This window comes from Nakamurella sp. PAMC28650, assembly GCF_014303395.1.
Taxonomy (GTDB): domain Bacteria; phylum Actinomycetota; class Actinomycetes; order Mycobacteriales; family Nakamurellaceae; genus Nakamurella.
In genome coordinates this window covers 861,361-888,147 of sequence record NZ_CP060298.1, presented here as the reverse complement: position 1 = coordinate 888,147, position 26,787 = coordinate 861,361, and the positions used below count along the sequence as shown (strand labels likewise).

Below are 26,787 nucleotides of genomic sequence, written 5' to 3'. Positions count from 1 at the left end.
AGGTGTCCGACCTGATCACCCGCCCGGCGGCCGAACCGACCTCGGTTCGGCCGCCGGCGGCCGGGTTCAAGGTCCCGATCCGGGAACGATGGGTGGCCCTCGCCTTCACCCTCGGGGCCGTCATCGTCCTGGTCGGCCTGATCCTCTACCCGCTGCTGGACGACATCCGACTGACCTTCTCCCGGTTGGCACCCGGGGTCAACACTCCCTGGGTCGGCTTCCGCAACTACAAGGCCGTCTTCACCGATGCGCAGTTCTGGGCCAGTGTCGGTGTGACGGCGAAGTACACGCTGACCGCGTTGGTCCTGGAGTTCGTCATCGGGTTCGGTCTGGCCATGGCCATGGCCCGGATCGTGCGCGGTGGCGGTCTGCTCAGGACGTTGATCCTGATCCCGACGATGCTGACCCCGGCGGTAGCGGCCATCAACTTCCGCAACCTGCTGAACTACGACTCGGGGCTGATCAACTACTTCGTCACCCTGTTCGGCGGACACCCCCAGGCCTGGTTGGCCAGCAGCGGGTACTCGTTCGCGGCGCTGGTGCTGACCGATGTCTGGCGCAGCACACCGTTTTTCGTCCTGGTGCTCTCCGCCGGTCTGGTGGCGCTCTCCCCCGAGGTCATCGAAGCCGCCGAACTGGACGGGGCCGGCGGGTGGAGCAAGTTGCGCTACATCCAGATCCCGATGCTGGTACCGCTGATCCTGGTCACCGTGCTCTTCCGCGTCATCGACCTGTTCCGGACCTTCGACACGGTCTACACGTTGACCAACGGCGGTCCGGGCAATGCCACCAATGTGGTGGCCATGCAGATCTACAACGACGCGGACGTCGGTCAGTACACGAGCTACGCCGCGACCGAGGCCGCCGTCTTCATGCTGTTGACGCTCCTGGTCAGTTTCTCGCTCATCCGGGTCATGAGATCGCAGCGGACGTGATCCCCGCTCCGACCGGGCCGTCCACCATCGAACAGGAGAAGCCATGGCGGTGAGAAGATCTCGCCGGAGTCAGACGCTCGTCTACGGAATCGTCATCCTCTGGGTACTGGTCAGTCTGGCGCCGGTGGTGTGGATGCTGCTGCAGTCGATCAAACCCTCGGCCCAGGTGTTCGCCATCCCCCCCGCCTGGCTGTTCACGCCGTCGCTGCAGAACTACCGGGACCTGTTCTCCACCAGCAGCGGCACCCAGTTCGGGCACTACCTGATGGTCAGTCTGACGGTGACCATCTCGACCGTGCTGCTGACGATCATCGTCAGCGTGCCGGCCAGCTACGCGCTGACCTTCATGCGGGTCCGGCGGCCGAACTTCTGGCTCATCCTGATCCTGCTGGCGTCGATGCTGCCTCCGGTGGTCCTGCTGGTGCCGTTGTTCCAGCTCTGGAACGATCTGCATCTGCTGGACAATCCGATCGCCCTGATCCTGACCTACACGGCGATGAACATCCCGTTCACGGTGTGGCTCGTCAGGGGTTTCATGGCGCAGGTGCCCAGGGAGCTCAGGGAGTCGGCGCTGGTGGACGGCGCCGGGGACGGCCGCATCCTGCTGCGGGTCATGCTCCCGGTGGTCCGATCCGGTATCGCGGCCGCCGCCATCTTCACCGTCATCTCGGCGTGGAACGAGCTGCTGTTCGCGGTGCTGCTGACCACCGACAACCGCACGGCGCCGGCCGGTATCGTGGCCACCCTGATCAGCGATCGTGGGATCAACTGGGGCAAGCTCTACGCCGCGGCCACCATGGTCGCCATCCCGATCATCCTGTTCACCATCGCGGTCCAGCGACACGTGGTGCGCGGCTTCACCTTCGGTGCCGTCAAGGGCTGATGCCCAGTCGGGCAACCGGTCTCGCGTCGCCGCTATTTGACCACCACCGGATTGGTCGCGGCCCCGGACCCGCCGATCAGGGGGATCGGCGCCGCAGCGTAGAAGAACTCCCACACCCCGTCGCGATGACAGTCCTGGGCCAGGTCCTCCAACCAGGCAGCCTCGGTGAACACGACACCCAACCCTCGCATCAGGGCGGCGTGCAGCGGGTAGAAGGCGCCGGACCGCGGATCACGGGTGGTCTCGTTGCCGAGGGTGTCCGTCACCAGGCAGGTGATGTCCAGCTGGTGGAACCATTGCACGAGCTCGGGTGAGAAGGTCAGCCCGGGCTCCCAGTAGTCGTCGGTGATTCGTTCGCGACCCGCACGCAGGGCCGCGTGCCAGCCGGTGCGGAGCAGCAGGACGGCGCGTCGTCCGATCGTCACCCCTTGGGCCCGGGCCGCAGCCAGAACGTCGTGGTGATCAAATGTCTCGGCTCTGGCCAGCGATTCGACCCGCCGGTGGGCGGCCATGTCGACGAGCACGGCAGGCCCGACGATTCCGCGGCGGCCCAGTGGCTCGATCCCGGCCTTCGTCATCGCACCGGTGGTGCTGGACGCGGGATGCCCGTTCCAGAGCTGATCGCCGAGCCACATGTGCCCCAGCGCATCGGTATGCGTACCGAACTGGGCGTGGGCGGTCAGCAGATCCTCGGTCCACGCCAGACCACCCGCCAGGCGCGTCCGTCGACCGGCCCGGAATGCGGCGTCATCGGTCAGATTGCGCCGCTGCGGCGGGGTCCGGCCGGGGAGCACCGGGTCGTTCTCCCCCACCGGAGCGCCGAGAGTGAGGGCCCGGCCCTGCCGGATCAACGCGGCCGCGCGGAGCACCTGACCGGTATCCAGCAGATTCAGCGCACCGATCTCGTCGTCGGGGCCCCAACGACCCCAGTTGGTCTGGACGCCGGCCAATATCTCCGTCAGCTGCGAGGGCGGTTCGGTCCCCCCGTTCACGGCCGCGCAGCGGTGCCGGACCAGACCCGTTGGAGCGCTTCGAGCAGACGGAGATAGGCGGTGGCGCCGCCATCGGGATGGCCGATGCTCCGATCGCCGACCCAGGCGGCGCGGCCACGCTGTGACACCAGCCCGGTGGTGGATTCGACGCCCGTCCGGGCCGCGGACACCATGCGCGACAGGGCCTCGGCCGACTCGGGGGGCCCGGCGACCAGCGCTTCGAGACTGGGCGCCATCGCGTCGAGAATGGTCTTGTCACCCGGGGCCGACTTTCCCCGTTGCTCGATCCGCTCGATCGCGGCCGTGAGAATGACGATGGCGCCGGCCCGGTCCACCTCGGTGCCGGCGCCCAACCCCTTGGCAGCAGCCAACAGTCCGCCGGCCACCAGCGCCGACAGGGTCGACGGATTGGCTGCCGAGAACGCGGCGGCCGCGACTTGGAGCACCTTTGCGGGCAGGACCGGCTCGCTCGGACCGGGCAGGTCCCGCAGGATCGCCGCAGCGCCGTCGGCGACGGTGATGCCGAGATCGCCGTCGCCGATGGCGGCGTCCAGATCGCGGAGCTCGTCCCGCGACCGCTCCAGCTGCGGGAGCGCAGCAGCCAGGAGTTCGGCCAGTTCGTGCCCGGTCACTGGCGGAAGAACGGGGACGATGCCGGTGCGTCGATGAGTTCGGCCAGCTCGTCGTCGAGCTTCATGATGGTCAACGAGGCGCCCGCCATCTCGAGGCTGGTGGCATATTCGCCGACATAGGGTCGGTGGACGACAATTCCTTTCGTGGTGAGGATGTCGTGCACCCGGCGGTACAGCACGTAGAGCTCCTCGGGAGGAGTAGCGCCCATCCCGTTCACGAGCACGGCGACTCGATCGCCCGCCACCAGGACGATGTCGGCGAGGATGGCGGTCACCATCCGATCGGCGATCTCGTCGGCGGTCTCCAGCGGTCCCCGGTGGGAGCCGGGTTCTCCGTGGATCCCGATCCCGATCTCCATCTCGCCGTCGGGCAGTTCGAAGGTGGGCTTGCCGGCGGCGGGGAGAATCGACGGGGACAACCCCACACCGACGCTGCGGCAGGCAGCGGCGGCGGCCTCCGCCACCCTGGTGACCTCCTTGAGGTCGTCCCCGCGCTCGGCGGCGGCGCCGGCGCACTTGTAGGCCAGCACCAGACCACCGACACCGCGTCGACTGTCGGCCTTCTCGGGGGGCGCGCTGAGCACGTCGTCGGCCAGCAGCACCGTGCTGGTGAGGATGTCGTCCAACTCGGCCAGTTCACCGGCGAGCTCGAAGTTCAGCACGTCCCCGCCGTAGTTCCCGAACAGGTACAGCACACCGCGTCCGGAGTCACTTGCTTTCGTGGCCGCCAGGATCTGCTGCGGTGACGGGGACGAGAACACCCCGCCGATCGCCACTCCCGAGAGCAGGCCCCGTCCGACGTACCCGAGGAACAGCGGGAGGTGTCCCGAACCGCCCCCGGTGACGATGCCGACCCGATCTCCGGGTGCATCGTCCCGGACCAGCGCGCGGTGGTCCGGCGACACCGATCGCAGTTCATCGGGATGTGCCTTGAGGATGCCATCGACGAACTCGTCGACGAAGTCCTCTGGGCGGTTGATCAGCTTCCTCATGCGAAGGTCTCCTCTTGGGTTGCGCGCTGCCACAGGTCGTCGAAGCTCGGGCACCGGCCGCCGAGCACGAGCGCACGGCCACCCGCCAATGACGACTCCTGCGCCCGGAACCTGGCCGTGGGCGGCAGCGAGTCGATGTCACGGACGTGGGCCAGACCGACGATCCGCCGGATCATCTCCATCCCGGCGAAACGGGCGGCGTCCGCCAGGACGCGGGCCAGGAAGCGCGCGAACCAGGGTTCGGTGGCACTCCAGCGGCGGGCTGCCTCGTCGGCGAAGGCCTGCCAGTAGTCGCGGGCGGCGGTGTCGATGACCGAGGCGGCGTGCTCGCGGTCGGCGGCCTGGTGCGCAAGCCGGGACATGGCCAGATTGCCCAACAGCACACCGGGGTCGAATCCCACCGGGCCGAAGAACGCGAACTCGGGGTCGATGATGCGGATGTCGTTCGGGCGGGCCAGAACGGATCCGGTGTGCAGGTCGCCGTGCAGCAGCGCTTCGTTGCGGGTGCGGAAGTTGAACCGCAGTTCGGCCGCAGCCATCCGCAGGGACCGATCCTTGTACAGGGCGGTCACCAGGTCGGTGATCTCCACGTCGTAACGATTGGACTCGGCGTTGACGAACGGAGCCGTGAAGATGAGTTCTTCGGTGACCAGGCACAGAGCGGAATACGAGAAGCGGCTGCGCATCTCGGCTCGCTCCGGGCCGGTCAGGTGGGCGCCGACGGTACCGACCAGAACGGCCGCGCTGTACTGCCCGACCAGCGCGGCCACCCCCGACAGGTCGTTCCCGGCAATGGTGGCGTCACGCCAGTTCTGGTACTCGTGCAGGTCTTCAAGGACCAGGACCGACAATGGGTCCTCGAAATGCAGGACCGAGGCGACCAGACCTGGCGCCAGCTTGCCGTGCTGCAGGAGCGCCTCGCACTCGATGCGGGCCCGGTGCCTGGTCAGCGGCCACGATTCGCCGGCCGCCTTCAGGTAGGGCAGGGCCTGTTTGACCACCACCGAATCGCTCGAACTCGAGACCCGGAAGACCCGATTCAGGTTGCCGTCCCCGATCTCCTGCGCACGGATGGGCCGTTCGGCCAGAAACGGTACGGCGAAATCGGCCACGGTCGAGAGGTTCAACTCGCGATACGGTGTCTCGATGTCGGTCATCCACACCTCATGCAGCTCGTCGTCAAGGGGAGGTCACCCCGGCAGGACCGCAGCGGCTGCCCGCACCGTCCGGTCTTTCGTCTCGTATAGTTGTCGGACAACGGACATCTGTCAAGCATCGATGGCCCGATCATCGAGGGCGACCATCCAGCCGACGACAGCAGGGGAGGGCAGATGGTGAGAGCGCACTCCGGCACCGACCGGCTCGGCTCGCGCACGGCCCTACCGGTGCGGTTGGCCGACGACCTGCGGGGACGGCTCGCTGCCCAGGAATGGTCGCCCGGGGAGCAATTGCCCACCGAGGCCGACCTGGTCGACAGCTACGGCGTATCGCGGGCCACCGTCCGGCAGGCCCTGAAAACCCTGGAGGGCCGTGGTCTGATCACCACCAGGCGCGGCCGGGGCAGTTTCGCCGCCGACGTCGGGACCATCCATGCCGGTATGCAGGAACTCAAATCCATCAGCGCCACCATCGCCGAGATGGGTCACCGCCCCGGGATGCGGTACCACCACCGGATCCTGCGCCCCTCGACCCCCGAAGAACAGGACATGTTCGGCATCGGGCCCGACGAGCAGGTCCTGGACATCCAGCGCAAGATCATGGCCGACGACATCGTGGTGGCCTACTCCTACGACGTTCTTCCCCGGTGGGTCTTCCCGGCCGACTTCACACCGAAGGACCTGACCGGGTCGGTCTTCGGCTTCCTGGCCGAGAACGACGGCCCGACACCGGTTCGCGCCCTGGCCAACGTGAAGGCCGTCAGCGACCTGTCCATCGCCTGGGACGGAGCCCTCGCGCCGGGTGAACTGTTCCTGCTGCTGGACCAACTGCACTACGACGAGCACAACCGGGCCTTCATGTACACCCGCAGCTACTTCATCGAAGGCCGCTTCGCCTTCACCGTGATGCGGACGGCCCGCTGATCCGGCGCTCGGCCGGCTGGTTTCAGTTGCGCCCGTCGTGGGCCAGACGATCCAGGAGTGACTCCAACGACTCCTCGAATTCGGCCGCGGAATCGTGGTCGGTGAGTTCCTGCTGCAGGCCGGCCAACCGCGGATAGCCATCCAGGTCCTCAGGTCGGCTCTTCCGCGGGTCGGGTTGATCGATCGGCCCGATGTCTGCGCCGAGCGCCGAGACCTCCAGCAGGAGATGCCCCAGCAGAAAGCTGGAGAACGCTCGGTAGGCCCGCACTGCAGCTCGGTCCGAGAACCCGCACTGGTGCAGGGATTCCAGAAAGGTCTCCATCCACCTGAGGCTTCGCAACGGCGGTTGCAGCCAGGGCGCCGCCGGCGGACGGGTGGCGATCAACGGGAACACCTGCGGGTGAGCGAGCGCGGTCCGGCGCACCCCGTGGGCGATCCGCTGCAGGTACTCCTGCCAATCCGGCGTCACCGGCTGTACCTCCGGATCGGCGAAGAACTGGTCGACGATCGCATCGACGATCGCATCCAGGAGATCATCGAGCCGGGGGAAGACCTCCGCCAATCGAGCCGGCTCCACTGCCACCCTCGTACTGATCTCCTGCATGGTCAGTGCCGAGATGCCCTTCTGATCCATCAGCATGATGGCCGCCGAGACCACCTGGTCGCGCTCTTCATGCTGTCCTGCAGGCACTTCGGTCTCCGTGGCCGGGGGTCGATCGGACGCCCGGCCGGACCATGGCAGATCGCTCGCCGTGGCCAACGCTGATACCGCAGGCGAACCGGACAACGGCTACCTCCTCGGCGCGATGACGTCGTTGACGGATAGCCGGATCGTCGGATACCCGGGCTCCCGGATAGCCATGGTGGTAGATACCCCGACAAGACCGACATCACACGGGTGTGGGCGGATCACCGGACAAGTGCTCGGAATACTCGGCCGCCGGGCCGTCCCAGACCACTTTCTCGTCAAAGGTGACCCGACCCACGCCCGCGCTCGAGATCAGTGCCGGGGAGCGGACCCGCCACCACGATTGGTCGCGTCGGCCGACTGCCTGACCTGGTAGGCGACCTGTTGGGCCTGATCCCGGACCGACGGGGCGTTGGCAGCGTGCTGCCGGATCTTGGGCGCTTCCTCCTCGGCCTTGGTGAGGTACTGCTCCCACCGGGCCTGCATCGGCTTGATCAACCCACCGCCGGCGCCGACGATGATGACGCCACCGATCATCGCCAGGATGGTGATCAGCACCGGGGTCGTCACCGGGGTCGCCACACCGATCTGGTTGAGCGCGGCCACCACTCCCAGGAACAGGATGAAGATCGAGGCGATGTTGGCCAGGGTCTTCCCGTAGGACAGGCCCCCCAGCGTGCCCTGGATCAGCGCCTTCACACCTGCGGCGATCGCTGCCGCGACGATGACGATGACGATTGCCACGATCAGCGCCGGGATGAAGGCGATGATCTTGTAGATCAGGTCGCTGATCGGGTTCGGACCGAACACCCCGAACGCAAGTTGGAGGACGAACAGCACCAGCGCGTAGTAGATGATCTTTCCGATGACGGTCGAGGCGTCGTACTCGCTCCTGGCCAACGCCTTCTTGATGCCGCCGCGCTCGACGACCTTGTCGAAACCAATCTTCTCCAACACCTTCGACACCACCTTGGCGATGAGCAGTCCGATGATCAGGATGACGAGAAACGCCAATAGTTTCGGAACGAACGTGATGACCGACGTCAGGCCGGCTTTGAGTGAATCGGACACAGCAGAGATCTCCTTCGATAGGGGCAGGGCAGGATGGCGGACCTCTCGGTCGGGGTCCGTGTTTACCTTGTAAACGAGACCACATCAGCGGCGCGTTTACAAGGTAAACGTCCAAATTCTCATCAATCAGACTCTGTGTCACCGGAATCTTGCGCACCGTCACCGGAGGTCGCCCATTCCGGTGAGGGTTGGAACCACTGGTCAAAGCGACCAGGAACGTTTACGTTGTAAAGAGTTGGAGGTGGCCCCGTCTGGTGTCCACCGGCGGCGGCAACGACCCAGGGGTAGGTGGCGGCGCGTGAGCGACACGGTGGATCCGGACAGTCCGCGCGGGCGCGGGCGCGGACGCGCGGCCGCAGTCCTGCCGATGAGCGGACCCGGATCCGGAGCCGGGAGCGGGAACCTGGACCGCCGGACCATCCTGGGCGGCGCGATCGCCATGGTCGACCGAGACGGCCTGCGGGAATTGACGATGCGCAAACTCGGTGCCTACCTCGGCGTGGAGGGCATGGCGTTGTATCGATATGTCCCCGGTCGGGACGCCCTGCTGGACGGCATCGTGGAAACCGTCATCGACGAGCTCTACGGAGACCCTGATGTCCTCGTGTCGTCGCCGGACTGGCCGGACTACCTCTACCGCCTTGCCCACGGAATCCGTCGAATCGCGCTGGCGCATCCCGAGGTCTTCCCCCTGGTGGCCACCAGGCCGCCGGCCGCGCCGTGGGTGCGGCCACCGTTGCGGAGCCTGCGGTGGATGGAATCCTTCCTGCAGGAGTTCCGTGACTGTGGATTCTCCGATCGCGCCGCCGTCGCGGTCTATCAGGCGTTCTCCAGCTTTCTGCTGGGTCATCTACTGCTCGAGGTGTCTGCGTTGGGGGCGGACATCGGGCCGGTGGACGACCCGGAGCCGCGCGCCCCGGACATCGACGACCTGAGCGGATATCCGTTGTTGCAGCATCTCAAACCGCTGTTGTCGGAGAATCGCTCCGCCGAGGTCTTCGACAGTTCGCTGCAGGTGCTGATCACGCACCTGCAGGAGCTGGGCAAGGACTGACCTGTCGAACCCGGGCGCCCGGCGGACGATCGCTATGTCCTCGTGATCACTCTCGTCAGATTCCGCAGTTCGTGCAGCACGTCCGCGATGATGTCGCCCAGAGATCGATCCTCGCTCGGGCGGATCCACTGCGCGAACGAGATCCCGAAGACGGTGGCACCGGACTCCGCAGCAAGGGTGGCGGCCGGCTCCTGCACGCTCCGGACGCGCAGCGCCTCTGCGACCGCCGTCGCCAGGCCGGCGAGTTTGTGCGTTTCGCGTTCCTGCAGGGCGGGGTTGGCCTCGATGACCGACTGCCGCATCCGCGAATACGCTCGCCGCTCGTCCGGGAAGAAGGAGGCGGCGTTCCGCAGTGCGCAGGCGACGATCTCGAGTGGAGAGGCCTCCGGTGGCGCGACCTCGGCGCCGTCCAGGAACGCCTGGACGAACGAATCCTGCCCTTGGAACAACACTTCTCGTTTATCGCTGAAGTGGCGGAAGAAGGTCCGCTCGGTGAGTCCGACGGATTGCGCGATCTCCGCGGCCGTCGTCTGCTCGAACCCACGGGTGGCGAACAACTCGAGTGCCGCCACCTGCAGGCGTTTCGCCGCATCCGGCTCCCAACGCACCATGGGCCCAGTGTAGTGATGACAGCGACTGCCATAGGGGTATACCCTGATGTCGGTGGCTGACATCAGCAACCGAGATTTGACATCCATCCACCGCCCCGCTCCAGACCGGGGCAGAAGGAGAACAAGCCATGTCCGTTTTCGTCACCGGAGCATCCGGTTGGATCGGCTCCGCCGTCGTCGACCAACTGCTCGCCGGCGGATATGAGGTCACCGGGTTCGCAAGGTCCGACGCATCCGCCGCTGACCTGGAGGCCAAGGGTGTCCACGTCCGGCGTGGTGATCTCGACGACCTGGACTCCATCAGGGCCGGCGCCGAGTCTGCCGAAGCTGTCATCCATCTGGCCAACAAGCACGACTGGTCCAACCCGGCAGCCTCCAGCGCGGCCGAGCGCGCCGCCGTCCAGACCATCGGCGACGCGCTGGTCGGTACCGGCCACCGGTTCCTGCTGGCCTCCGGCGTCGCCGCCCTGACCCAGGGCAAACCCGCTGCCGAGACTGACGCGTCGCCGTTCCACGGCCCGCAGTCACCCCGGGGCGGGAGCGAAAATCTCGCGTTCGAATTCGTCGAGCGTGGCGTGCATGCGGTGAGCCTGCGCTTCGCGCCGACCGTCCACGGAGCCCGGGACCACGGATTCATCGCGTCGATCGCGTCGATCGCCCGCACGAAGGGCGTCTCCGGCTACCCGGGGGACGGGTCCAACCGGTGGGCCGCGGTGCATCGCTCCGACGCCGCTCGCCTGGTCGTCCTGGGACTCGAGAAGGCCGTGGCCGGCGCCCGACTGCATGCCGTCGCCGAGGAAGGCATTCCGACCCGCGAGATCGCCATCGCGATCGGTCGCGCCTTCGACCTCCCCGTCACGTCCGTCGAGCCCGATGACGTCCGCGACCACTTCGGTTGGATCGGCACCTTCTTCGCCATGGACCTGGTGGCGACGAGCGCTGTGACGCAGCAGCTTTTCGAGTGGACGCCGACCGGCCCAACCCTCGTCGAGGACATCGGCGCGGGTGCCTACTCGGTACCGGCACCGGTTTCGTAGCGAGCGAAAACCTGCTCCCCGGGCCTGGCTTGGTCGGCACGGTGTCGCCCGGACCGTCTGTCGGTCGCCGGGGGTAGCTTCGCGGCCATGGACATCAAAGAGTTCCAGGTGACGTTCGACTGCGCCGACCCCGCCGAGCTGGCCGGGTTCTGGTGCGAGGTGCTCGGCTACCAGGTGCAGCCGCCGCCGGCCGGTTTCGACAGCTGGGACGCGGCTCTCGACGCCTGGGGCGTCCCTCCCGAACAGCACAACAGCGGCTCGGCCGCGAACCCGCCCGACGGCCGCTCCGGTCCCCGGCTGTTCTTCCAGCGGGTGCCGGAGGGCAAAGACGCCAAGAACCGTCTTCATCTCGACGTCCGTGCAGCGCCCGGCACCGTCGGCGACGAGCGGATGGCAGCGCTCGAGGTGGAGGCCACCCGCCTCGTCGGGCTGCGCGCCACCCGCGTCCGCCGTGTGGATCCCGACGGCCGGATGGAGACCGGGTTCGTGGTCATGCAGGACCCCGAGGGCAACGAGTTCTGCCTGGACTGAAACCCGCGGTGCGCCGGATCCGGCATGCAGGGCCGTTGGGGCGCAACCTGCGCAAACCCGTTGACGCCGGACATGAATGGAGCCCTAGCCCGAGACCGCCGTGCTCAGGTCACCGATCGTGCGGGAGCGACCGCGAGATCGTCCGCTCATGCCCGGCCTCTTGTTCGGTCAACGAATTCGGTGTTCCGCCAGACATAGGCACCCGCGATCCAGAGCAGGGCCACGTCGCTGGTCAGCAAGATCGGGTGCGTAGCATCGAGTCGGGGTTGCGCTCACGACAAGTCGCGCATGGCAGCGACGAATACGTCCGACCTGTGTACCAAGATCAGCCACACTCCGCCAAGCCGACAGAACGCGCCAACATCCAGGGAAGAACGGCGGCGGCGGCAAGCCCCACCAGGTGTCGAACCATGGCACCAGCGCAGGCCACGGAGTACCTGCCACTGGTCGTCAGGTGCTTGCAGATTGCGTCACGTGCTCGAAGGTTGCTCAGGGTTGGCAGCCGGGCCGCCCGAAGCGGGATCCGGCGAAGGCCGCCCGGGCACCGGCCGACGGCCACAGCAACAGCACGATGCCCAGACCGATGACACGGCGTCCTCATGACCAAGGTGCTGCGCCACGGTGGAACTGTTCGTCGTGCGCTCGATGATCCCACCGACCGGCGCCGCTCGGCGTCCGCCAGCCTTCGCCAGCCTCATCGACCGGAATGAGATCCACAGTTGGCCCATCGACTGGAATGAGATCCGTAGCAACAGGAGCCCGAATTGCGGATCCTATTCCGGTCGATGCGGGCCGAGGGCGGGCGACGCGGCCGGGCAGACGATGCGGGCCGGGGGGGCGGGCTCAGGCGCCGACGTAGGCCGCGAGGTACTCGCCGGTCAGCGTGGAGCGGCCGGCCACCAGGTCCGCAGGGGTGCCCTGGAAGACGACCCGTCCCCCATCGTGGCCGGCGCCGGGGCCGAGGTCGATGATCCAGTCGGCGTGGGCCATCACCGCCTGGTGATGCTCGATGACGATCACCGACCTGCCGGAGTCGACGAGCCGGTCCAGCAGTGCGAGCAGGTTCTGCACGTCGGCCAGGTGCAGGCCGGTGGTCGGCTCGTCCAGGACGTACAGACCGGGCAGCGTGCCCTTGTCCACCATTCGCGTGGCCAGCTTGATCCGTTGTCGCTCGCCGCCGGACAGCGTCGTCAGTGGCTGGCCGATCCTCAGGTACCCGAGCCCTACGTCGGCCAGCCGGTCGAGAATGGCATGCGCTGCAGGTAATCTCGCTTCACCCGCGCCGAAGAACTCTTCCGCTTCTGACACCGACATCGCAAGCACCTCGCTGATGTCCCTACCGCCCAGGTGAAAATCGAGCACCTCGGCGAGGAACCGTCGGCCTTCGCACACCTCGCAGACGGTGGCCACACCTGCCATCATGGCCAGATCGGTATAGATGACGCCGGCGCCGTTGCAGTTGGGGCACGCGCCCTCGGAGTTGGGGCTGAACAGGGCCGGCTTCACGTCGTTGGCCTTGGCAAAGGCTCTTCGGATGGGCTCGAGCAGGCCTGTGTAGGTGGCCGGGTTGCTGCGCCGCGAGCCCTTGATCGCACCCTGGTCGACCGTCACCACCCCGTCGCGGCCCGATACCGATCCCTGGATCAGCGAGCTCTTCCCCGAACCGGCCACGCCGGTCAGCACGACCAGTACCCCGAGTGGGAGGTCGACGTCGACGTCCTGCAGGTTGTGGGTCCGGGCGCCGCGTACCTCCAGTGCGCCCGACGGCCGGCGGACCGACGTCTTCAGCCGCGCACGATCGTCCAGGTGCCGTCCGGTCAGCGTGCCACTGGCCCTGAGCCCGTCGAGAGTGCCCTCGAAGACCACCTCGCCGCCCGCGCTGCCTGCCCCCGGACCGAGATCGATGATGTGGTCGGCGATCGCGATCGCCTCCGGCTTTTGCTCGACCACGAGCACCGTGTTGCCCTTGTCGCGCAACTGCAACAGCAGCTCGTTCATCCGGGCGATGTCGTGGGGGTGCAGCCCGATCGTCGGCTCGTCGAAGACGTAGGTCACGTCGGTGAGGGAGGAACCGAGGTGGCGGATCATCTTGATGCGCTGCGACTCACCGCCGGACAAGGTGCCGGAGGGACGATCCAGCGAGAGGTAGCCCAGCCCGATCTCGACGAACGAGTCGAGGCTGTGTCGCAGCGCGGCGAGCAGCGGTGCGACCGACGGATCCTCGAGCTTTTCGAGCCAGAGAGCGAGGTCGCTGATCTGCATCGCGCAGGCGTCAGCGATGTTGATCGCGTCGATCCTCGACGATCGGGCCGCCTCTGAGAGCCTGGTGCCGTCGCACTCGGGGCACGTCGTGAACGTGACCGCCCGTTCCACGAAAGCGCGGATGTGCGGCTGCAGGGTATCGACATCCTTGGACAGCATGGACTTCTGGATCTTCGGGATCAACCCCTCGTAGGTCAGGTTGATCCCCTCGACCTTGATCTTGGTCGGTTCCTTGTAGAGCAGGTCCGCCAGCTCGCGCTTGGTGTATCTCCGAATCGGCTTGTCCGGGTCGAAGAGGCCGGATCCGATGAAGATCCGGCCGAACCAGCCGTCCATGCTGAATCCGGGAATGGTGAACGGACTGTCGTTGAGGGACTTGCTGTCGTCGTAGAGCGCCGTCAGGTCGATGTCGGTGACGGCCCCGCGGCCCTCGCACCGGGGACACTGGCCGCCGGTGATCGAAAAGCTCCGACGCTCCTTGACGGTCTGGCCCCCGCGCTGGATGGAGACGGCGCCCGCTCCGCTGATCGAGGCGACGTTGAACGAGAACGCTTGCGGCGAACCGATGTAGGGCTTGCCGAGCCGGCTGAACAGGATGCGCAGCATGGCGTTGGCATCGGTGGCGGTGCCGACCGTGGAGCGGGTGTTGGCCCCCATTCGCTCCTGGTCGATGATGATCGCGGTGGTCAGCCCGTCGAGGACGTCGACGTCCGGCCGCGCCTGCGTCGGCATAAAGCCCTGCACGAAGGCGCTGTAGGTCTCGTTGATCATCCGCTGCGACTCGGCGGCGATCGTGCCGAACACCAGCGAGCTCTTGCCCGAGCCGGAGACGCCGGTGAACACGGTGAGCCGGCGCTTGGGGATCTCGACGCTGATGTCCTTCAGGTTGTTGACGCGCGCGCCGGTCACCCGGATCAGGTCGTGACTGTCGGCGGCGTGCACCGGCAGTGGTTCGGACTTCGACAGTGGTTCGGACTTCGCCGCGGTGCCCAATTTGCTCATCGAGTCTCTTCCCGGTCAGTGCGTGCTCTGGTGGGTCGTCTCGACACGAATGGTATCCAGCACGCTCTCCACCAGCGGCGCCGGTCGACCGACGCCTTTGGATTCCTGACCTGGAGCACCGACAGATCTCACCGCACCCGGCGGGCGCGCAACACCACGTCTTCGGCGTGGTGCGCTCCGGCTCCCCCCTCGGGTGCGATCCGCGGCCGCTGCTCGTCCAGCTCGATCTCCCAGTCGTCGTCCAGCAGAGCCACCACCATCGAGGGCCAGACGTAGTCGGCCGAATCGAAGCCGTCGTGGGCCGCTCGGGTCTCCATCCCCGCATGGTGGACGAGCAGTAGCAACCCGCCGGGTGCGACGGCCGCGAGCAGGGCCCGCTCGGCCGATCCGTCCGGGGTGCGCCGCAATGCCGGGTACTGGGCGGAGACCAGGTCGAAGGATGCCGGCGGAAGGGCCGCCTCGGCCAGACCGGCGTGCACCCAACGAATGGTCAGACCGGCGTCGAGCGCGTGCCCCGCAGCCCGCCTCAGGGCAACGCCCGAGACCTCGAGCGCGGTGACGTCCCAGCCGCGGCCCGCGAGCCAGATGGCGTCCGCGCCTTCCCCGCATCCGACGTCGAGCACTCTCCCCGGTGTCAGCCCGGCAACCTCGGCCACGAGGGCGCCGTTGGGCCGGCCGCTCCAGAGCTGGTCCCGGTCTGCGTACCGGGTGTCCCATTCCGCCTCCACCGCTGGGTCTCCACGGTAGGCTCCGGCGCGCCACGGGACGTCGGGTGCGGGCGGTCCTGCTGCGTTGTTGTCGGTCACCGGATCACCATCACCCACCATCTCGAGCTCCCGCAACTCCTGTTGCCGATCCGGCAAATGCGGTCGGGCCGTCCGTCCCCCGGTCGTGCGCCGGGCGAGCGACCATTCAGTTCGGAAAGCGAAATTCGCCACATCGCGTTTCGTCCCGATCGAATACGGTGACAAAGGGTTCTTCGTCACCGCTCGCCACCGGCCGCGCCACGACGGCGCGAATGGCTTTCGATCGCAGAGTTTCCAGCTCGTCGTGATATCGCAACACCTCGGATGCGATGTTCACGTTCCGTAGGCACCGTTGACGCTCCGTCGTGAGATGGGTCTTTCTTATGCAAATCAGATGCCAAATTCGGACATCACCAAGATTTCGCTACGCAAATTATGAATACCTCTTGCATCCCGGGGTTGCGCTGTACATGCTACCTACTGCTCGCCTCGCTCGAGTCGATGCCTCTTCGTCCGGGAGCTCAATGAACAAGTCTCTCTCCACCCGTGTCCTGCTGGCCGGTACAGCGACGGTGGCCCTGGTGCTGGCGACCATCGGCGCCACCACGGCCTCTGCCGCACCGCCGGTCGGAGCTGCCACACCGGTTGCACCGGCGGCCGTGACGCCGGCTTCCGCGGCGGCCGCGGCGCACGGCGTGATCGTCGTCCTCAAGAACCAGCACTCCAACCTGGCCATCACCAAGGACCGCGCCTCACCGAGAACTGTTGCCGCGCAGCAGGATCAAGCGCCTATCATCGCGAAGGCACAACGCGTCGGAGCGCGCAACATCCACGGGTTCAAGGCCCTGAACGGGTTCGCCGCCACGGCGACGCCCGCCCAGATCGCGCAGCTGTCGGCCGATCCGTCGGTCGCCGCGGTCTATCCGGACCTGCAGATCAAGAAGCCGGCGGCCGCACCTACCCAGAAGGCGTCCGCCGCGGCGGCCGCGCCGCCGCCCGCGACCGTCTGCCCGCCGAACCCGGCCAAGCCGCTGCTGGAGCCGGAAGCGTTGCAGCTCACCAACACCGCCTTCCCGACGTCGACGACACCGCAGGCCCAGAATCTGGTCACCGGGGCCGGCGTCAAGGTTGCCTTCCTCGCCGACGGCATCGACATCAACAACCCCGACTTCATCCGGGCCGACGGCAGCCACGTCTTCACCGACTACCAGGACTTCTCGGGCGAGGGTCCCGACGCCCCCAGCAGCGCAGAGGAAGCCTTCGGCGACGCCAGTTCGATCGCCGCCCAGGGCCGCCAGGTCTACGACCTCGCCAACTACGTCAACGTCGCCCACCCCCTGCCGGCCGGATGCAACATCCAGATCCGCGGGATCGCGCCGGGTGCAAGCCTGGTGGGACTCAAGGTGTTCGGCGGCGGAGCGACCGCTCCGACGTCGCGCTTCATCGAAGCCATCGACTACGCCGTGAACGTCGCGGGTGTCGACGTCATCAACGAGTCGTTCGGAAGCAACCCCTACCCGGACAACGGGAACGACCCCATCTCGCTGGCTGACGATGCAGCGGTCGACGCCGGCGTGACGGTCGTCGCCAGTAGCGGCGACGCCGGTACGACCGGGACCATCGGGTCCCCGGCCAGTGGCAGCAAAGCCATCTCGGTCGCCGCCACCACGGCCTTCCGGAGCTACGCCCAGACCACCGAGTCCGGATTCCAGTTCGGAAACGGCACGTGGGCCAGCAACAACATCTCCGGACTCAGCTCCGGTGGGGTCACGCAGCAGGGTACCGTTCCCGACCTGGCCGCTCCGGGTGATCTGGGGTGGGCACTGTGCACGCCGAACACCGCCATCTACCTCGACTGCACCGACAACAACGGCGCGCCGTCCGGCATCAAGGAGTTCGGTGGAACCAGCCAGTCCTCGCCGTTCACCGCAGGCGCCGCTGCCCTGGTGATCCAGGCCTACGAACAGTCCCACCACGGGACCCGGCCCACTCCGGCCCTGGTGAAGAGGTTCATCACCAGCACCGCCACCGATCTCGGCCACCCGGCCTACGAGCAGGGCTCGGGTCTGCTCAACACCCTGTCGGCCGTCAGGGCGGCGATGAGCTGGAAGGACGCCAACGGCAGCCCGGCGCCCCAGGGCACCGCCCTGGTCGTCGACAAGACCCAGCTGTCGGTCTCCGGCAATCCCGGCGGCACGGCGGCCACCCCGCTCACCATTCGCAACGTCAGCCGCAGCACCCAGACGGTCGCCCTCGCGACCAGAACCCTGGGGCGGACGGTCAGCAGTGCGACCGGCACCGTCTCGCTGAACACAGCGACCGCACCGGCCTACATCGACGGCTTCGGAATCTCCCGGAGCTGGGTGGCGAAGAAATTCTCGGTGCCACTCGGAGTGGACCGGCTCGACGTCTCCATCGCGGCCGCTTCGGCACCGTTCGCCAGCCGGATCATCCTCATCGATCCGCGGGGGACCTACTCGGCTTACTCCATTCCCCAGGGTTCCGCCAACCATGGCCACTCGGACGTCAGGTTCCCGGCTTTCGGTACCTGGACGGCGTACTTCGCCCTGTCCACCAGCAGCCATTTCAACGGGCAGATCACCTACGGCATCAGCACCTCGAAATTCACCACCTACGGCTCCGTCAGCCCGTCCAGGGTCACCCTGGCCCCCGGAGCCAGCAGGACCGTGAACGTGAAGGTACCGCTCGGTGCGCAACCGGGTGACTTCAGCGCGTCGGTCCAGCTCAGCACGGCGTTGGGTCTGACCAGTTCGGTGCCGCTCACCGTACGCACCGTCATCCCGACCGGATCCACCACCTTCAAGGGCGTGATCACCGGCGGCAACGGGCGAGGGGTGCTACCCGCCCAGAGCAACATCTACTACCTCGACGTGCCCGGCGGCCAGAAGGATCTCGGCCTCGGGGTCACTCTGGACTCCGACCCCAACGACACGGTCTTCGGCCTGCTGACGGCCCCGGACGGTCAGGTGTACTCGTACAAGACGAACGCGGCCGCCACTGCCGGTACACCGAACGCCGCCGGTTTCCAGATCGACCGCCGGAGCCCGATGCCAGGACGGTGGATCTTCACGCTGGTGACGGCCAACCCCGTCAGCGGGTTCGAATTGCAGCAGCACTTCACGGTCAAGGTGAACTACAACTCGGTCAGGGTGTCCGCGCCCGGACTCCCGAACAGCGCTGGCACCGTGCTCGCTGCCGGGAAGAGCGTCTCGGTCAAGGTGCGGGTGAAGAACACCAGCGCGGTACCGCAGACGTACTTCGCCGACGCGAGATCGAAGAAGACCGGGGACATCCCGCTGGCCGAGCTGTCGGGCAACAGCACCTTCGCACTGCCCCAGGCCTCGACGGTCAACCCGCTCTGGTTGGTCCCGACGGACACCACCCAGGCCACGTTCGCCACATCGGCGGACCAGCCGGTCAACATGGACGTGTTCTACAGCTCCGGCGAACCGGACGTCTACTCGGCGGCGCAGGGCAACGGCGCAAAGGTCCAGGTCGATGCCGCCCAGGTCTCGCCCGGGCTGTGGATCACCGACATCGGTCAGACCGGGCCGTTCGCCGGAGCCTCGACTCCGGGTACCGCGTCGGTGGCGGCAGTGGCGCACGGCCAGCTCTTCGATCCGGCCGTGATGTCCTCGACGGGTGATGTGTGGCTCCAGGGTGTCGACACCGCGACCAATCCGGCCATCGCAGCGATGATCGGGACCGGGCAGCGGAAGTTCGCTGCCACGTCCGGCTCGGGCGGAACGGTGTCGAGTGCGTTGGCCTCGAAGGCCGACGCGGCACCGGTTCCGCTCACGTTGGCCCCTGGTGCGACCGGAACGATCATGCTCGCTGTCACGCCGTCCGGATCCAAGGGCACTGTGGTCACCGGACACGTCTACATCGACACGTTCGACTTCTTCACCACAACCGGGGACGAGCTGGTCAGCCTGCCGTACACCTACCAGATCGGCTGACCCCCCCGAGGTTTGTCCCACCCGTCAGCACCCAACACCCGTCCTCGGGTCCACTCCGGACCCGAGGACGGGTGTTCGGCATCCGGCCGACGGGCTCCCGACCCGCCGGCCGTCAGGGAAGGGAGTTCGTCGCCGGTGGCAGCACCGCAATCGCCTCGATGGAGATCTTCAGCCCGCGTGGCAGTTGGACGTTCGCCGGCGCAGAGCGGGCCGGGGGCGGATCGGGCATGTACCGCGCGTACACCTCGTTGATGATCGAGAAGTCCTCGACCGAGGCGTAGAAGATCGTCGTCTTCACCAGATTCTTCATCGAGGATCCGGCCGCCTCGAGGATCGCCCCGAGATTGCGCAGGGCCTGCTCGGTCTGTTCGGCGATGTCGTCCGGGGCGACCCCGGTTGCCGGGTCGATACCGGCGGTGCCGGAGCAGAACACGAATCCGCTGGCGACGATCGCCTGGCTGTACGGCCCGAGCGCGGCCGGGGCCAGGTCGCTCGTGACGGACCGACGTGGGTCGACCATGTGAGCACTCCCTCGACATCGGGTCCGGCCACGGGTGTCCGCGGTCTCCCCAGATCATGGCAGGGCGCGGGACACCCGCGTGTCGAATCCTCGATCTGGCTGATCCGGCGAATTCTTTCGTGTTCGGATGTCGAGTCGGAGCTGGGCGTCAGATCCGCTGCCGAACCCGTGAGAGATGTCATGGGGAGTGCGGGCCGGTTGCTGCGATGCTCTTCGTGACGGGTCCGCGCCGGGGGTGTTCTGCGCGGGTCGGTCGGATGGCAACGAGGGTGCCACGGGACCGCGATTCGTCTGCAACGGCGGGCGGCGGCGGATCTGGGCCCCCACCGAGCGAAAGGAACTCCTGATGCACGAGGCAGGTACGACTCCGGCTGTGGCAGTGGCACAACGGGAGGAAATCGAGCGGGAGATGGCGGCCCATCCCGCGCGGAAGGGCATGGTGTTCAACGTCGCTGTGACGGTGCTGGAAGTGGGCGGGGCGATCGCGGTGTTCCGGGTGGTGAAGAACAGCGGCGGCAGCGACGTCGGCGCGTACCTCGCCGGGAGCGTCGCACCGATCGTCGGGGCTGGGGTGGTGTGGATCCGGGCCCGGAAGTTCAGCGGCGCCTCTGCGGCGATCTTCGCGTTCACGGTGCTCTCGGCCCTGGTGGCCATCGCCGGGTCGACGGCCCCGAAAGTGCTGCTGTACAAAGACTGCGGGGTGACCGCGGCGATCGAGCTGATCTTCGGCCTGTCCTGCCTGTTCGCACCCCGACCGGTGCTGTTCTACTTCGCCCAGCGCTACGGCACCGACGGCACCCGCGAAGGCATGGCCGTGTTCGACAAGATGTGGATGGCCTACGCGGGGTTCCGCCGCTCCCTCTACCTGATCTCGATCGCCTGGGCTTCGATCTTCCTCCTCCAGGCCGGCGTCACTGCGGCCATCATCGCCGCGACTCCTTTCAGCACCGGATACAACTACGACCAGATCCTGCCGATCGTCGCGTTCGTCCTCGCCATGGCCATCACCGCGGTGCTCTCGGCGAGAGCGAAGAAGGAGGGACAGGCACGGAGCCGGGAGGCCGAGATGTCCCACCATCCGGGAGCACCGGGCGCTTCCCCGACGGGCACCTGATCCCCAGCTCAACGGGCGCGGAAGCTCTCTGCGTAGTCACGGCAGAATTGCGCGATGTCCCTGGGCGGCGTGCCGGTGACGTCGATGACCGCGGTGGACACGTCGGCCGCCTCGCCGCGGCGGTAGTGGGCGTAGTCCTCCAACGTGCCGTCGATCTGCCAGGACGGCAGGATCCCCTGCAGTGCCGCGCCGAACTGCTCCGGCGGTGCGTCGGAGAAGGTGATGGTGCGGCCCAATGCTGTGCTGAACGCTTCGGCGATCTCGTCGTGGGTGATCGCGGCCGGCCCCGTCAGGGTGTAGGTGGTCCGGTGGTGCCCGTCTTCGACGAGAGCGGCCGCGGCGACCGAGGCGATGTCGCGGACGTCGATGGCGCTGATCGCCGAGGTGCCGATCGGCGCGAAGAACATGCTCTGCCCGGCGATGAGCCCGGCGAACGCCAGGAAGCCCTGGAAGAACAGGTTCGGCCGGAGAAAGGTGTAGTCGACGCCGATGTCACGGATGTGCTGCTCCACGGCGGCGTGATAACGCAGGAACCGCACGGGCGAGTTCGATGCGGAGCCGAGCTGCGACAGGACGACCAGCCGCTCCACGCCGGATGCGGCGGCCTGGTCGGCGAAGCGGTCCTGCTGTTCCTGTGCCCGCTCGGACGAGGGCGTCACCAGGTACGCGCGGCGTACTCCGGTCAACGCCGCGGCCAGCGACCCCTGGTCGTCGAAGTCGGCGAGCACCGTCTCCGTACCGGATGGGAAAGCGCCTGCTGCAGGGGGTTTGCGCACCATGACGCGGACCGGGACACCGCGGTCGGTCAGGCTCTTCACGATGGCGGAACCGGTGCTGCCGGTCGCGCCGGTGACCAGGATCGGGTTGGTCGTGTCGTTCATGGTGGTGCTCCTTCGGGTCTGGGGTCGGGTGGCAGTGCGTGGTGCACAGGGCTGGTGGGAGAGCTCGTGGCGAGAAGGCCTGGGGGAACTAGATCTTCCGACGGTGGGTACGGACCAGCACGATGGCGGCGGCCATCGCGATCAGCGCCACGAGAATCGGATTGATGTCCTTCGACACGCTCTTGGCGCCGTCCGGCCGGATCAGCCAGATGGCCAGTGGCGTCGCGTAGACGACGCCCAGGGCGATGGCCCACCGGCGGACGGTCCGCAGGCGCGCATCGCGCAGCGATCCCGCCAGGACGAGCACCACCGGGATGATGGCGAGCATCGCGAACTGGCCGACGACCAGGACCGGGATGGACCAGGCCGAGATCAGGAAGTAGCGCGGGATGCGGCGAGCGGTGACGGTGGCTGGTGAGGAGGAGGTGGTCATGGTGGAGCTCCGTTCGGGTGGGATTTCGGTGGGCTGCTTCGGGGGTGTGCGGGGGCGAGACCTTCTGCGGGTCAGTGGTGGCGGCCGACGGCGGTGACGGCGACGAGCGACGCGACGCCCGCGACGGCGGCGGCGGCGAGGAAGGCCGAGGAGTAACCGGAGTTCACCGCAGACAGCGCGGTGTGGGTGGCCGCGGCGGAATGGGTGCGGGAGTTGGCCAGGGTGGCCAGTGCGGCCAGTCCCAGTGCGCCGCCGATCTGCTGGCTGGTGTTGACCAGTCCGCCCGCGACGCCGGCATCCCGGGCGGGCACACCGGCGACCGCGATGCTGGTGATCGGTACGAACGCCATTCCCAGCCCGATGCCGACAAGTACTGAAGGGCCGATAATGTCGACCAGGAAGCTACCGTGCGCCGGTGCAGTACCGAACCAGGTCAGTCCGGCGGCCAGACCGAGGAGGCCGGCGGTCAGCACGACGCGGTCGGACAATCGTGCGATCAACGGTGCAGCCATTCCGGCCGCCAGGATCAGCGCGAGGGCCAACGGCAGCTGGGAGAGCCCGGCGGTGATCGGTCCGTACCCGAGCACGATCTGCTCGTAGAGCGACAGGAAGTAGAACAGGCCGAGCATGGCGATGCCGGTGAGCAACATGACCGCGTTGCCTGCTGCGACGGTCCGCAGCTTCAGCAGGCGCAGCGGGATCAGGGGGTGGCTGCCGGAGGCCTGCAGGCCAACGAAGATCGTCAGCAGCGCGACCCCCGCGACGAGCAGCCCTAGGGTCGCCGGTGAGGTCCAGCCCCGAGTCGTGGCCTGCGAGAGGCCCACCACGATGGCGACCAGTCCGCCGGTGACGCTGGCCGCACCGAGCAGGTCGAAGTCTGCGACACCCAGGTGTCCCGTGCGCTCTGCCCGGCTTTCGGATACCACCCGTCGAACAACTGAGATGACGGCGACCCCGATCGGCACGTTGATCAGGAAGACCGAACGCCAGCCCAGGCCGCCGGTGAGCAGGCCACCGAACAGGACACCGGCCGCGGCGCCGCCGGCGGCGACCGCACCCCAGATGCTCAGGGCCCTGGTGCGCTCCCTGCCTTCTTGAAAGGTGCTGGTCACCAATGACAGTGCGGCGGGGGCCAGCAGTGCGGCGCCGATCCCCTGCAGTGCCCGCGCCCCGATCAGGACGGCGCCGTTGGATGCGATTCCGGCCGCCACCGATGCGGCCGAGAACAACCCGATGCCCGCGGTGAACACCATCCGGCGTCCGAGCAGGTCGGCCAGGCGACCACCGAGCGGCAGCAGCGCTCCGAAGGCGACGACGTAGGCGGTGATGATCCAGGCCAGGTGGGCCGCGGCCAGGTGCAGACCATTCCCGATGTCCGGTAGCGCGATGTTCACGATGGAGGCGTCGAGCACCACCATGAACTCCGCGGTGGCCAGCAGGGCGAGCGCCTTCCACCGGCGCGGGTCCGGCGGCCGGTCCATGCTCGTCAGGGTGGCGGCTGCTGCAGTAGTGGTCATGTCGATTCCGTTCTGCTGGGGTGGATCGAGGGTGGATCTCTTAGTTACTCACTCTCGCGTAGTTACATGCTCTAACTTAGCAGCATGCGGTAGCATCGTGTCAAGGAGCAATCGAGAGGACATCGAATGGGCGCACAGACGTTGAGCCGGCGGGAGCTGTACCGGGAGCAGACGCGGGCGGAGATCATGACGATCGGTTTGCGTCAGATCGCCGACGGCGGCGCAGAAGCACTGTCGCTGAACGCAATCGCAAAGGAGATGGCCGTATCCGGAGCCGCGCTGTACCGCTACTTCGCCGGTCGCGACGATCTTCTCGCCGCTCTGGTCGTGCAGGCCTACGAGGATCTCGCCCGGTCGTTGGAGGCGGCGACCGCCAGGCGCCACAGGTCCGGCCCGGCGCGCGTCCACGCCGTGGCCGCCGCCTACCGAGCCTGGGCGCTGGGTCAACCGCACTGCTACCGACTGGTCTTCTCCACCCGGCTGGACTCCGGCCGCCTCGCCTCGGACGAGATCGTCCTGGCCTCGCAGCGGAGCATGAACGTGTTCCTTGACGCGCTCGGCAGCCTGTCGCCCCACCCCGGATCCAGCGGACGGGCGGTCACCCCGGCACTGGCCGCCCAGCTCGAGGCCTGGCACCGCCGCTCCACCGATCCGGCTCTACCGCCGGAGACGCTCCGTCTGGGCGTGACATGCTGGACCCGCCTCCACGGCATCATGAGCCTCGAACTAGACGGCCATCTCCAGGCCACGAACATCGACCCGGGCCTGCTCTACCGCGCCGAGGTCGAGGATCTGATCGGTTGACGCGGTCGGAGGCCGGCTCCGGGTTTGTGCTCCCGGACATGCGGGTCCTGCCGGTGTTCGACTGCATCGGGCTCTTCGACGCCCTCGACGCGAAACGTCGGGATCAGAGGCTGGATTGGTTCCCCCTCGCAGCCGAGCTGTGGTTGCAGTCCTCGGAGCTCAACGCGCAGCGGACGGATCATCCGTTGTGCGGCGGAGCGATCATGAGACTTTCCCGACGGAAGGCGATCTCGTGCCAGCACGCGCTGTTCATGCTCCGCTGGCTCGGCCGAGCACCTGAGGATTTCCTGACCGGTCCCATCGTCGACGTGGGCGAGGTCCGGTTGCCCGTGGCCGGCACCGACCGGCGGCGGCTTTTGTGCACCCCGCCCAGTGGTGATCGCCGGTCCGGCCACGATGGCCCGCGCGACGGCCGGGATACGGCTGGGGTCGAGACGTCCATGCGCTGCGCCGGTCTCAGCCCAGCGAGATGGACGCCGCCCGCAGTTCGGCCAGGGCCGCCAGCGCGTACGGCGCGAGCTGGTCGTCGGCGTCACGATCACCCTCGGACCACTCGGCGTAGCCGCGCTTGAACGCCAGGACACCCAGCTCACCGGCAAGGTGCGCGGCCGGGTCTGGCACCCCGCGGGCCACCAGGGCAGTGGTCATCGCAGCCGCGAGGCCGACGCTCTTCAGGGCGTCCCGTTCCTGGAGTTCGGCGCTGGCCGCAACGGCTGCCTTCAGCCGTGGGCCGAGGTCCCGGTTCGTCGGGCCCATCGCGCTGGATGCGCGCTCCAGACCGGCCGCCACGGCCTCGAGCGGACTCGCATCACCAGGTGCCTCGGCGATGCCATCGGCCAGTAGCTGGCCCAGCGTGTCCTGGCCTGCCACCAGCAACTCGCGCTTGTCGGCGAAGTGACGGAAGAAGGTGCTCTTGGTGACGCCGGCCCGCTCTGCGATCTGCGCGACCGTCGTGGCGTCGTACCCCTGCTCGGTGAACAGGTCGACGGCAGCCAGCACCAGTCGCTCGCGCGCACCGGGTTCCCATCTCGTCATGAGTCGAGTGTAGGTGATGGGACTTGTGTACCGTCACTCTGCTACAGTGATGGGACCCTAGTCCCATCACTTTTTGGAGAGTCCAATGCGCGTCTTCATCACCGGTGGCACCGGCTTGATCGGCTCCGCCGTCGTGGCCGAGCTCCTCGGCCACGCCCACACCGTCCTCGCCCTCGCCCGCTCCGATGCCTCCGCACGCGCCGCCGAGGCTGCCGGCGCCGAAACCATCCGCGGAGGTATCGCCGACCTCGACGTCCTGCGCGGCGGCGCCGCCCGGGCGGACGGCGTGATCCACCTCGCCTTCAGCAACGACTTCAGCAGTGCCGCCGCCGTGGCCCGTTCGGTGGCCGAGGAGACCGCCGCCCTCCTGGCCCTGGGCGAGGAACTCGTCGGCAGCGACCGCCCTCTGATCACCGTCTCGGGGACGCCGTGGGTACCGGGCCGTACCTCCACCGAGGCCGACGCGGTACCGACCGACGGGCCGGTCGGTGGTCGTGGACGCACCGTCACGGCCATCCTTGCTCTGGCCTCGCGCGGGGTCCGCAGCGCGGCGATTCGCCTGCCGCGCACCGTCCACAACGAGGGCGACGGCGGGTTCGCCGGCCTGCTGACGCAGATCGCGCGCCAGACCGGGGTGTCGGGCTACCCGGGTGACGGCACCCAACGCTGGCCGGCGGTGCACGCACTCGACGCGGCCGTCCTGTTCCGCCTGGCTCTGGAGTCCGCGCCGGCCGGGACCGCGTGGCATGCCGTCGGCGACGAGGGTGACGCGGTCCGCGACATCGCAACCGTCATCGGCCGCCGACTGGGTCTGCCGGTCGAGTCGGTGCCGGAGGCGAACTTCGGCCCGCTGGGGGCAATCTTCGCGATGGACCAGCCCTCCTCCAGTGCCCGCACCCGCGAGGCGCTCGGCTGGCAGCCCACGCACCTCAGCCTGCTGGAGGACCTGGAGAACATCCAGCCCTGACCGGCGCGGCGTCTGCCGA

At 67.7% G+C, this 26,787-nt stretch carries 25 protein-coding genes; 10 read left to right on the top strand and 15 right to left on the bottom strand.

Annotated features, from left to right (window positions below; translation table 11 throughout):
• Positions 1 to 2: 2 nt before the first annotated feature.
• The gene (locus H7F38_RS04030; protein WP_187092969.1) at positions 3 to 935 is read left to right on the top strand and encodes a carbohydrate ABC transporter permease; all 933 of its coding nucleotides are present in this window, start codon (positions 3 to 5) and stop codon (positions 933 to 935) included.
• A gap of 49 nt (positions 936 to 984) precedes the next feature.
• A complete protein-coding gene (locus H7F38_RS04025; RefSeq protein WP_187092968.1) occupies positions 985 to 1,818 on the top strand; it encodes a carbohydrate ABC transporter permease in 834 nt (277 codons plus the stop codon).
• 32 nt (positions 1,819 to 1,850) lie between these two features.
• Here the strand turns inward: H7F38_RS04025 and H7F38_RS04020 are convergent, their stop codons facing one another.
• Genes H7F38_RS04020 through mtnK form a run of 4 tightly spaced genes read right to left on the bottom strand, consistent with a single transcriptional unit; the run spans position 1,851 to position 5,591 of the window.
• Positions 1,851 to 2,810, bottom strand: coding sequence for a cyclase family protein (locus tag H7F38_RS04020; protein WP_187092967.1), 960 nt, complete (start codon positions 2,808 to 2,810; stop codon positions 1,851 to 1,853).
• A complete protein-coding gene (locus H7F38_RS04015) occupies positions 2,807 to 3,442 on the bottom strand; it encodes a DAK2 domain-containing protein (protein ID WP_187092966.1) in 636 nt (211 codons plus the stop codon). Before H7F38_RS04015 ends, H7F38_RS04020 begins: the two co-directional genes overlap by 4 nt.
• Positions 3,439 to 4,434 (bottom strand): dihydroxyacetone kinase subunit DhaK, encoded by a 996-nt coding sequence (locus H7F38_RS04010; RefSeq protein ID WP_187092965.1) that lies wholly within the window; start codon positions 4,432 to 4,434, stop codon positions 3,439 to 3,441. The genes H7F38_RS04015 and H7F38_RS04010 overlap by 4 nt, the downstream gene beginning before the upstream one ends.
• Positions 4,431 to 5,591, bottom strand: a complete 1,161-nt coding sequence (mtnK, locus tag H7F38_RS04005; RefSeq protein WP_187092964.1) for an S-methyl-5-thioribose kinase — start codon at positions 5,589 to 5,591, stop codon at positions 4,431 to 4,433. The genes H7F38_RS04010 and mtnK overlap by 4 nt, the downstream gene beginning before the upstream one ends.
• A gap of 174 nt (positions 5,592 to 5,765) precedes the next feature.
• On the opposite strand from mtnK, the gene H7F38_RS04000 reads away from it, so the two are divergent.
• Positions 5,766 to 6,515: a GntR family transcriptional regulator gene (locus H7F38_RS04000; protein ID WP_187092963.1), complete on the top strand. Its 750-nt coding sequence runs from the start codon at positions 5,766 to 5,768 to the stop codon at positions 6,513 to 6,515.
• Between the two features lie 22 nt (positions 6,516 to 6,537).
• On the opposite strand, the gene H7F38_RS03995 is transcribed toward H7F38_RS04000, so the two are convergent.
• Positions 6,538 to 7,206: a TetR/AcrR family transcriptional regulator C-terminal domain-containing protein gene (locus H7F38_RS03995; protein ID WP_222618427.1), complete on the bottom strand. Its 669-nt coding sequence runs from the start codon at positions 7,204 to 7,206 to the stop codon at positions 6,538 to 6,540.
• Between the two features lie 309 nt (positions 7,207 to 7,515).
• On the bottom strand, positions 7,516 to 8,274 hold the full coding sequence (locus H7F38_RS03990; protein ID WP_187092962.1) for a hypothetical protein: 759 nt from the start codon (positions 8,272 to 8,274) through the stop codon (positions 7,516 to 7,518).
• Between the two features lie 367 nt (positions 8,275 to 8,641).
• On the opposite strand from H7F38_RS03990, the gene H7F38_RS03985 reads away from it, so the two are divergent.
• On the top strand, positions 8,642 to 9,328 hold the full coding sequence (locus tag H7F38_RS03985; RefSeq protein ID WP_187094464.1) for a TetR/AcrR family transcriptional regulator: 687 nt from the start codon (positions 8,642 to 8,644) through the stop codon (positions 9,326 to 9,328).
• A gap of 32 nt (positions 9,329 to 9,360) precedes the next feature.
• Here the strand turns inward: H7F38_RS03985 and H7F38_RS03980 are convergent, their stop codons facing one another.
• Complete coding sequence (locus tag H7F38_RS03980) at positions 9,361 to 9,939, bottom strand: TetR family transcriptional regulator (protein WP_187092961.1); 579 nt, start codon at positions 9,937 to 9,939, stop codon at positions 9,361 to 9,363.
• Between the two features lie 128 nt (positions 9,940 to 10,067).
• Here H7F38_RS03980 and H7F38_RS03975 point away from each other — a divergent pair, with 128 nt between their 5' ends.
• Together H7F38_RS03975 and H7F38_RS03970 are read left to right on the top strand one after the other, a co-directional pair.
• Positions 10,068 to 10,976: an SDR family oxidoreductase gene (locus H7F38_RS03975; protein ID WP_187092960.1), complete on the top strand. Its 909-nt coding sequence runs from the start codon at positions 10,068 to 10,070 to the stop codon at positions 10,974 to 10,976.
• An 87-nt stretch (positions 10,977 to 11,063) separates the two neighbouring features.
• The gene (locus tag H7F38_RS03970) at positions 11,064 to 11,507 is read left to right on the top strand and encodes a VOC family protein (protein WP_187092959.1); all 444 of its coding nucleotides are present in this window, start codon (positions 11,064 to 11,066) and stop codon (positions 11,505 to 11,507) included.
• An 843-nt stretch (positions 11,508 to 12,350) separates the two neighbouring features.
• Here the strand turns inward: H7F38_RS03970 and H7F38_RS03965 are convergent.
• The 3 genes from H7F38_RS03965 to H7F38_RS03955 all read right to left on the bottom strand — a co-directional run bounded on the left by H7F38_RS03965 (position 12,351) and on the right by H7F38_RS03955 (position 15,854).
• On the bottom strand, positions 12,351 to 14,771 hold the full coding sequence (locus H7F38_RS03965) for an excinuclease ABC subunit UvrA (RefSeq protein ID WP_187092958.1): 2,421 nt from the start codon (positions 14,769 to 14,771) through the stop codon (positions 12,351 to 12,353).
• A gap of 128 nt (positions 14,772 to 14,899) precedes the next feature.
• Positions 14,900 to 15,598, bottom strand: coding sequence for a bifunctional 2-polyprenyl-6-hydroxyphenol methylase/3-demethylubiquinol 3-O-methyltransferase UbiG (locus tag H7F38_RS03960; protein ID WP_187092957.1), 699 nt, complete (start codon positions 15,596 to 15,598; stop codon positions 14,900 to 14,902).
• Between the two features lie 85 nt (positions 15,599 to 15,683).
• The gene (locus H7F38_RS03955) at positions 15,684 to 15,854 is read right to left on the bottom strand and encodes a hypothetical protein (RefSeq protein WP_187092956.1); all 171 of its coding nucleotides are present in this window, start codon (positions 15,852 to 15,854) and stop codon (positions 15,684 to 15,686) included.
• A 187-nt stretch (positions 15,855 to 16,041) separates the two neighbouring features.
• On the opposite strand from H7F38_RS03955, the gene H7F38_RS03950 reads away from it, so the two are divergent.
• Entirely contained in the window at positions 16,042 to 19,497 is a 3,456-nt protein-coding gene (locus H7F38_RS03950; RefSeq protein WP_187092955.1) for a S8 family serine peptidase, read from the top strand.
• Positions 19,498 to 19,609: 112 nt separating this feature from the next.
• On the opposite strand, the gene H7F38_RS03945 is transcribed toward H7F38_RS03950, so the two are convergent.
• A complete protein-coding gene (locus H7F38_RS03945; protein WP_187092954.1) occupies positions 19,610 to 20,017 on the bottom strand; it encodes a Rid family detoxifying hydrolase in 408 nt (135 codons plus the stop codon).
• A 346-nt stretch (positions 20,018 to 20,363) separates the two neighbouring features.
• On the opposite strand from H7F38_RS03945, the gene H7F38_RS03940 reads away from it, so the two are divergent.
• On the top strand, positions 20,364 to 21,131 hold the full coding sequence (locus tag H7F38_RS03940; RefSeq protein WP_187092953.1) for a VC0807 family protein: 768 nt from the start codon (positions 20,364 to 20,366) through the stop codon (positions 21,129 to 21,131).
• Between the two features lie 8 nt (positions 21,132 to 21,139).
• Here the strand turns inward: H7F38_RS03940 and H7F38_RS03935 are convergent, their stop codons facing one another.
• The 3 genes from H7F38_RS03935 to H7F38_RS03925 form a co-directional block, all read right to left on the bottom strand.
• Entirely contained in the window at positions 21,140 to 22,012 is an 873-nt protein-coding gene (locus H7F38_RS03935) for an SDR family oxidoreductase (protein WP_187092952.1), read from the bottom strand.
• An 88-nt stretch (positions 22,013 to 22,100) separates the two neighbouring features.
• A complete protein-coding gene (locus H7F38_RS03930; protein ID WP_187092951.1) occupies positions 22,101 to 22,445 on the bottom strand; it encodes a hypothetical protein in 345 nt (114 codons plus the stop codon).
• 71 nt (positions 22,446 to 22,516) lie between these two features.
• Entirely contained in the window at positions 22,517 to 23,962 is a 1,446-nt protein-coding gene (locus H7F38_RS03925; protein WP_222618425.1) for an MFS transporter, read from the bottom strand.
• 126 nt (positions 23,963 to 24,088) lie between these two features.
• Here H7F38_RS03925 and H7F38_RS03920 point away from each other — a divergent pair, with 126 nt between their 5' ends.
• The gene (locus H7F38_RS03920; protein ID WP_187092950.1) at positions 24,089 to 24,766 is read left to right on the top strand and encodes a TetR/AcrR family transcriptional regulator; all 678 of its coding nucleotides are present in this window, start codon (positions 24,089 to 24,091) and stop codon (positions 24,764 to 24,766) included.
• A 456-nt stretch (positions 24,767 to 25,222) separates the two neighbouring features.
• Here H7F38_RS03920 and H7F38_RS03915 read toward each other — a convergent pair whose 3' ends face one another.
• Entirely contained in the window at positions 25,223 to 25,801 is a 579-nt protein-coding gene (locus tag H7F38_RS03915) for a TetR/AcrR family transcriptional regulator (RefSeq protein ID WP_187092949.1), read from the bottom strand.
• Between the two features lie 85 nt (positions 25,802 to 25,886).
• Between H7F38_RS03915 and H7F38_RS03910 the strand changes: the two genes are divergently transcribed.
• On the top strand, positions 25,887 to 26,768 hold the full coding sequence (locus H7F38_RS03910) for an SDR family oxidoreductase (protein ID WP_187092948.1): 882 nt from the start codon (positions 25,887 to 25,889) through the stop codon (positions 26,766 to 26,768).
• Positions 26,769 to 26,787 lie beyond the last annotated feature (19 nt).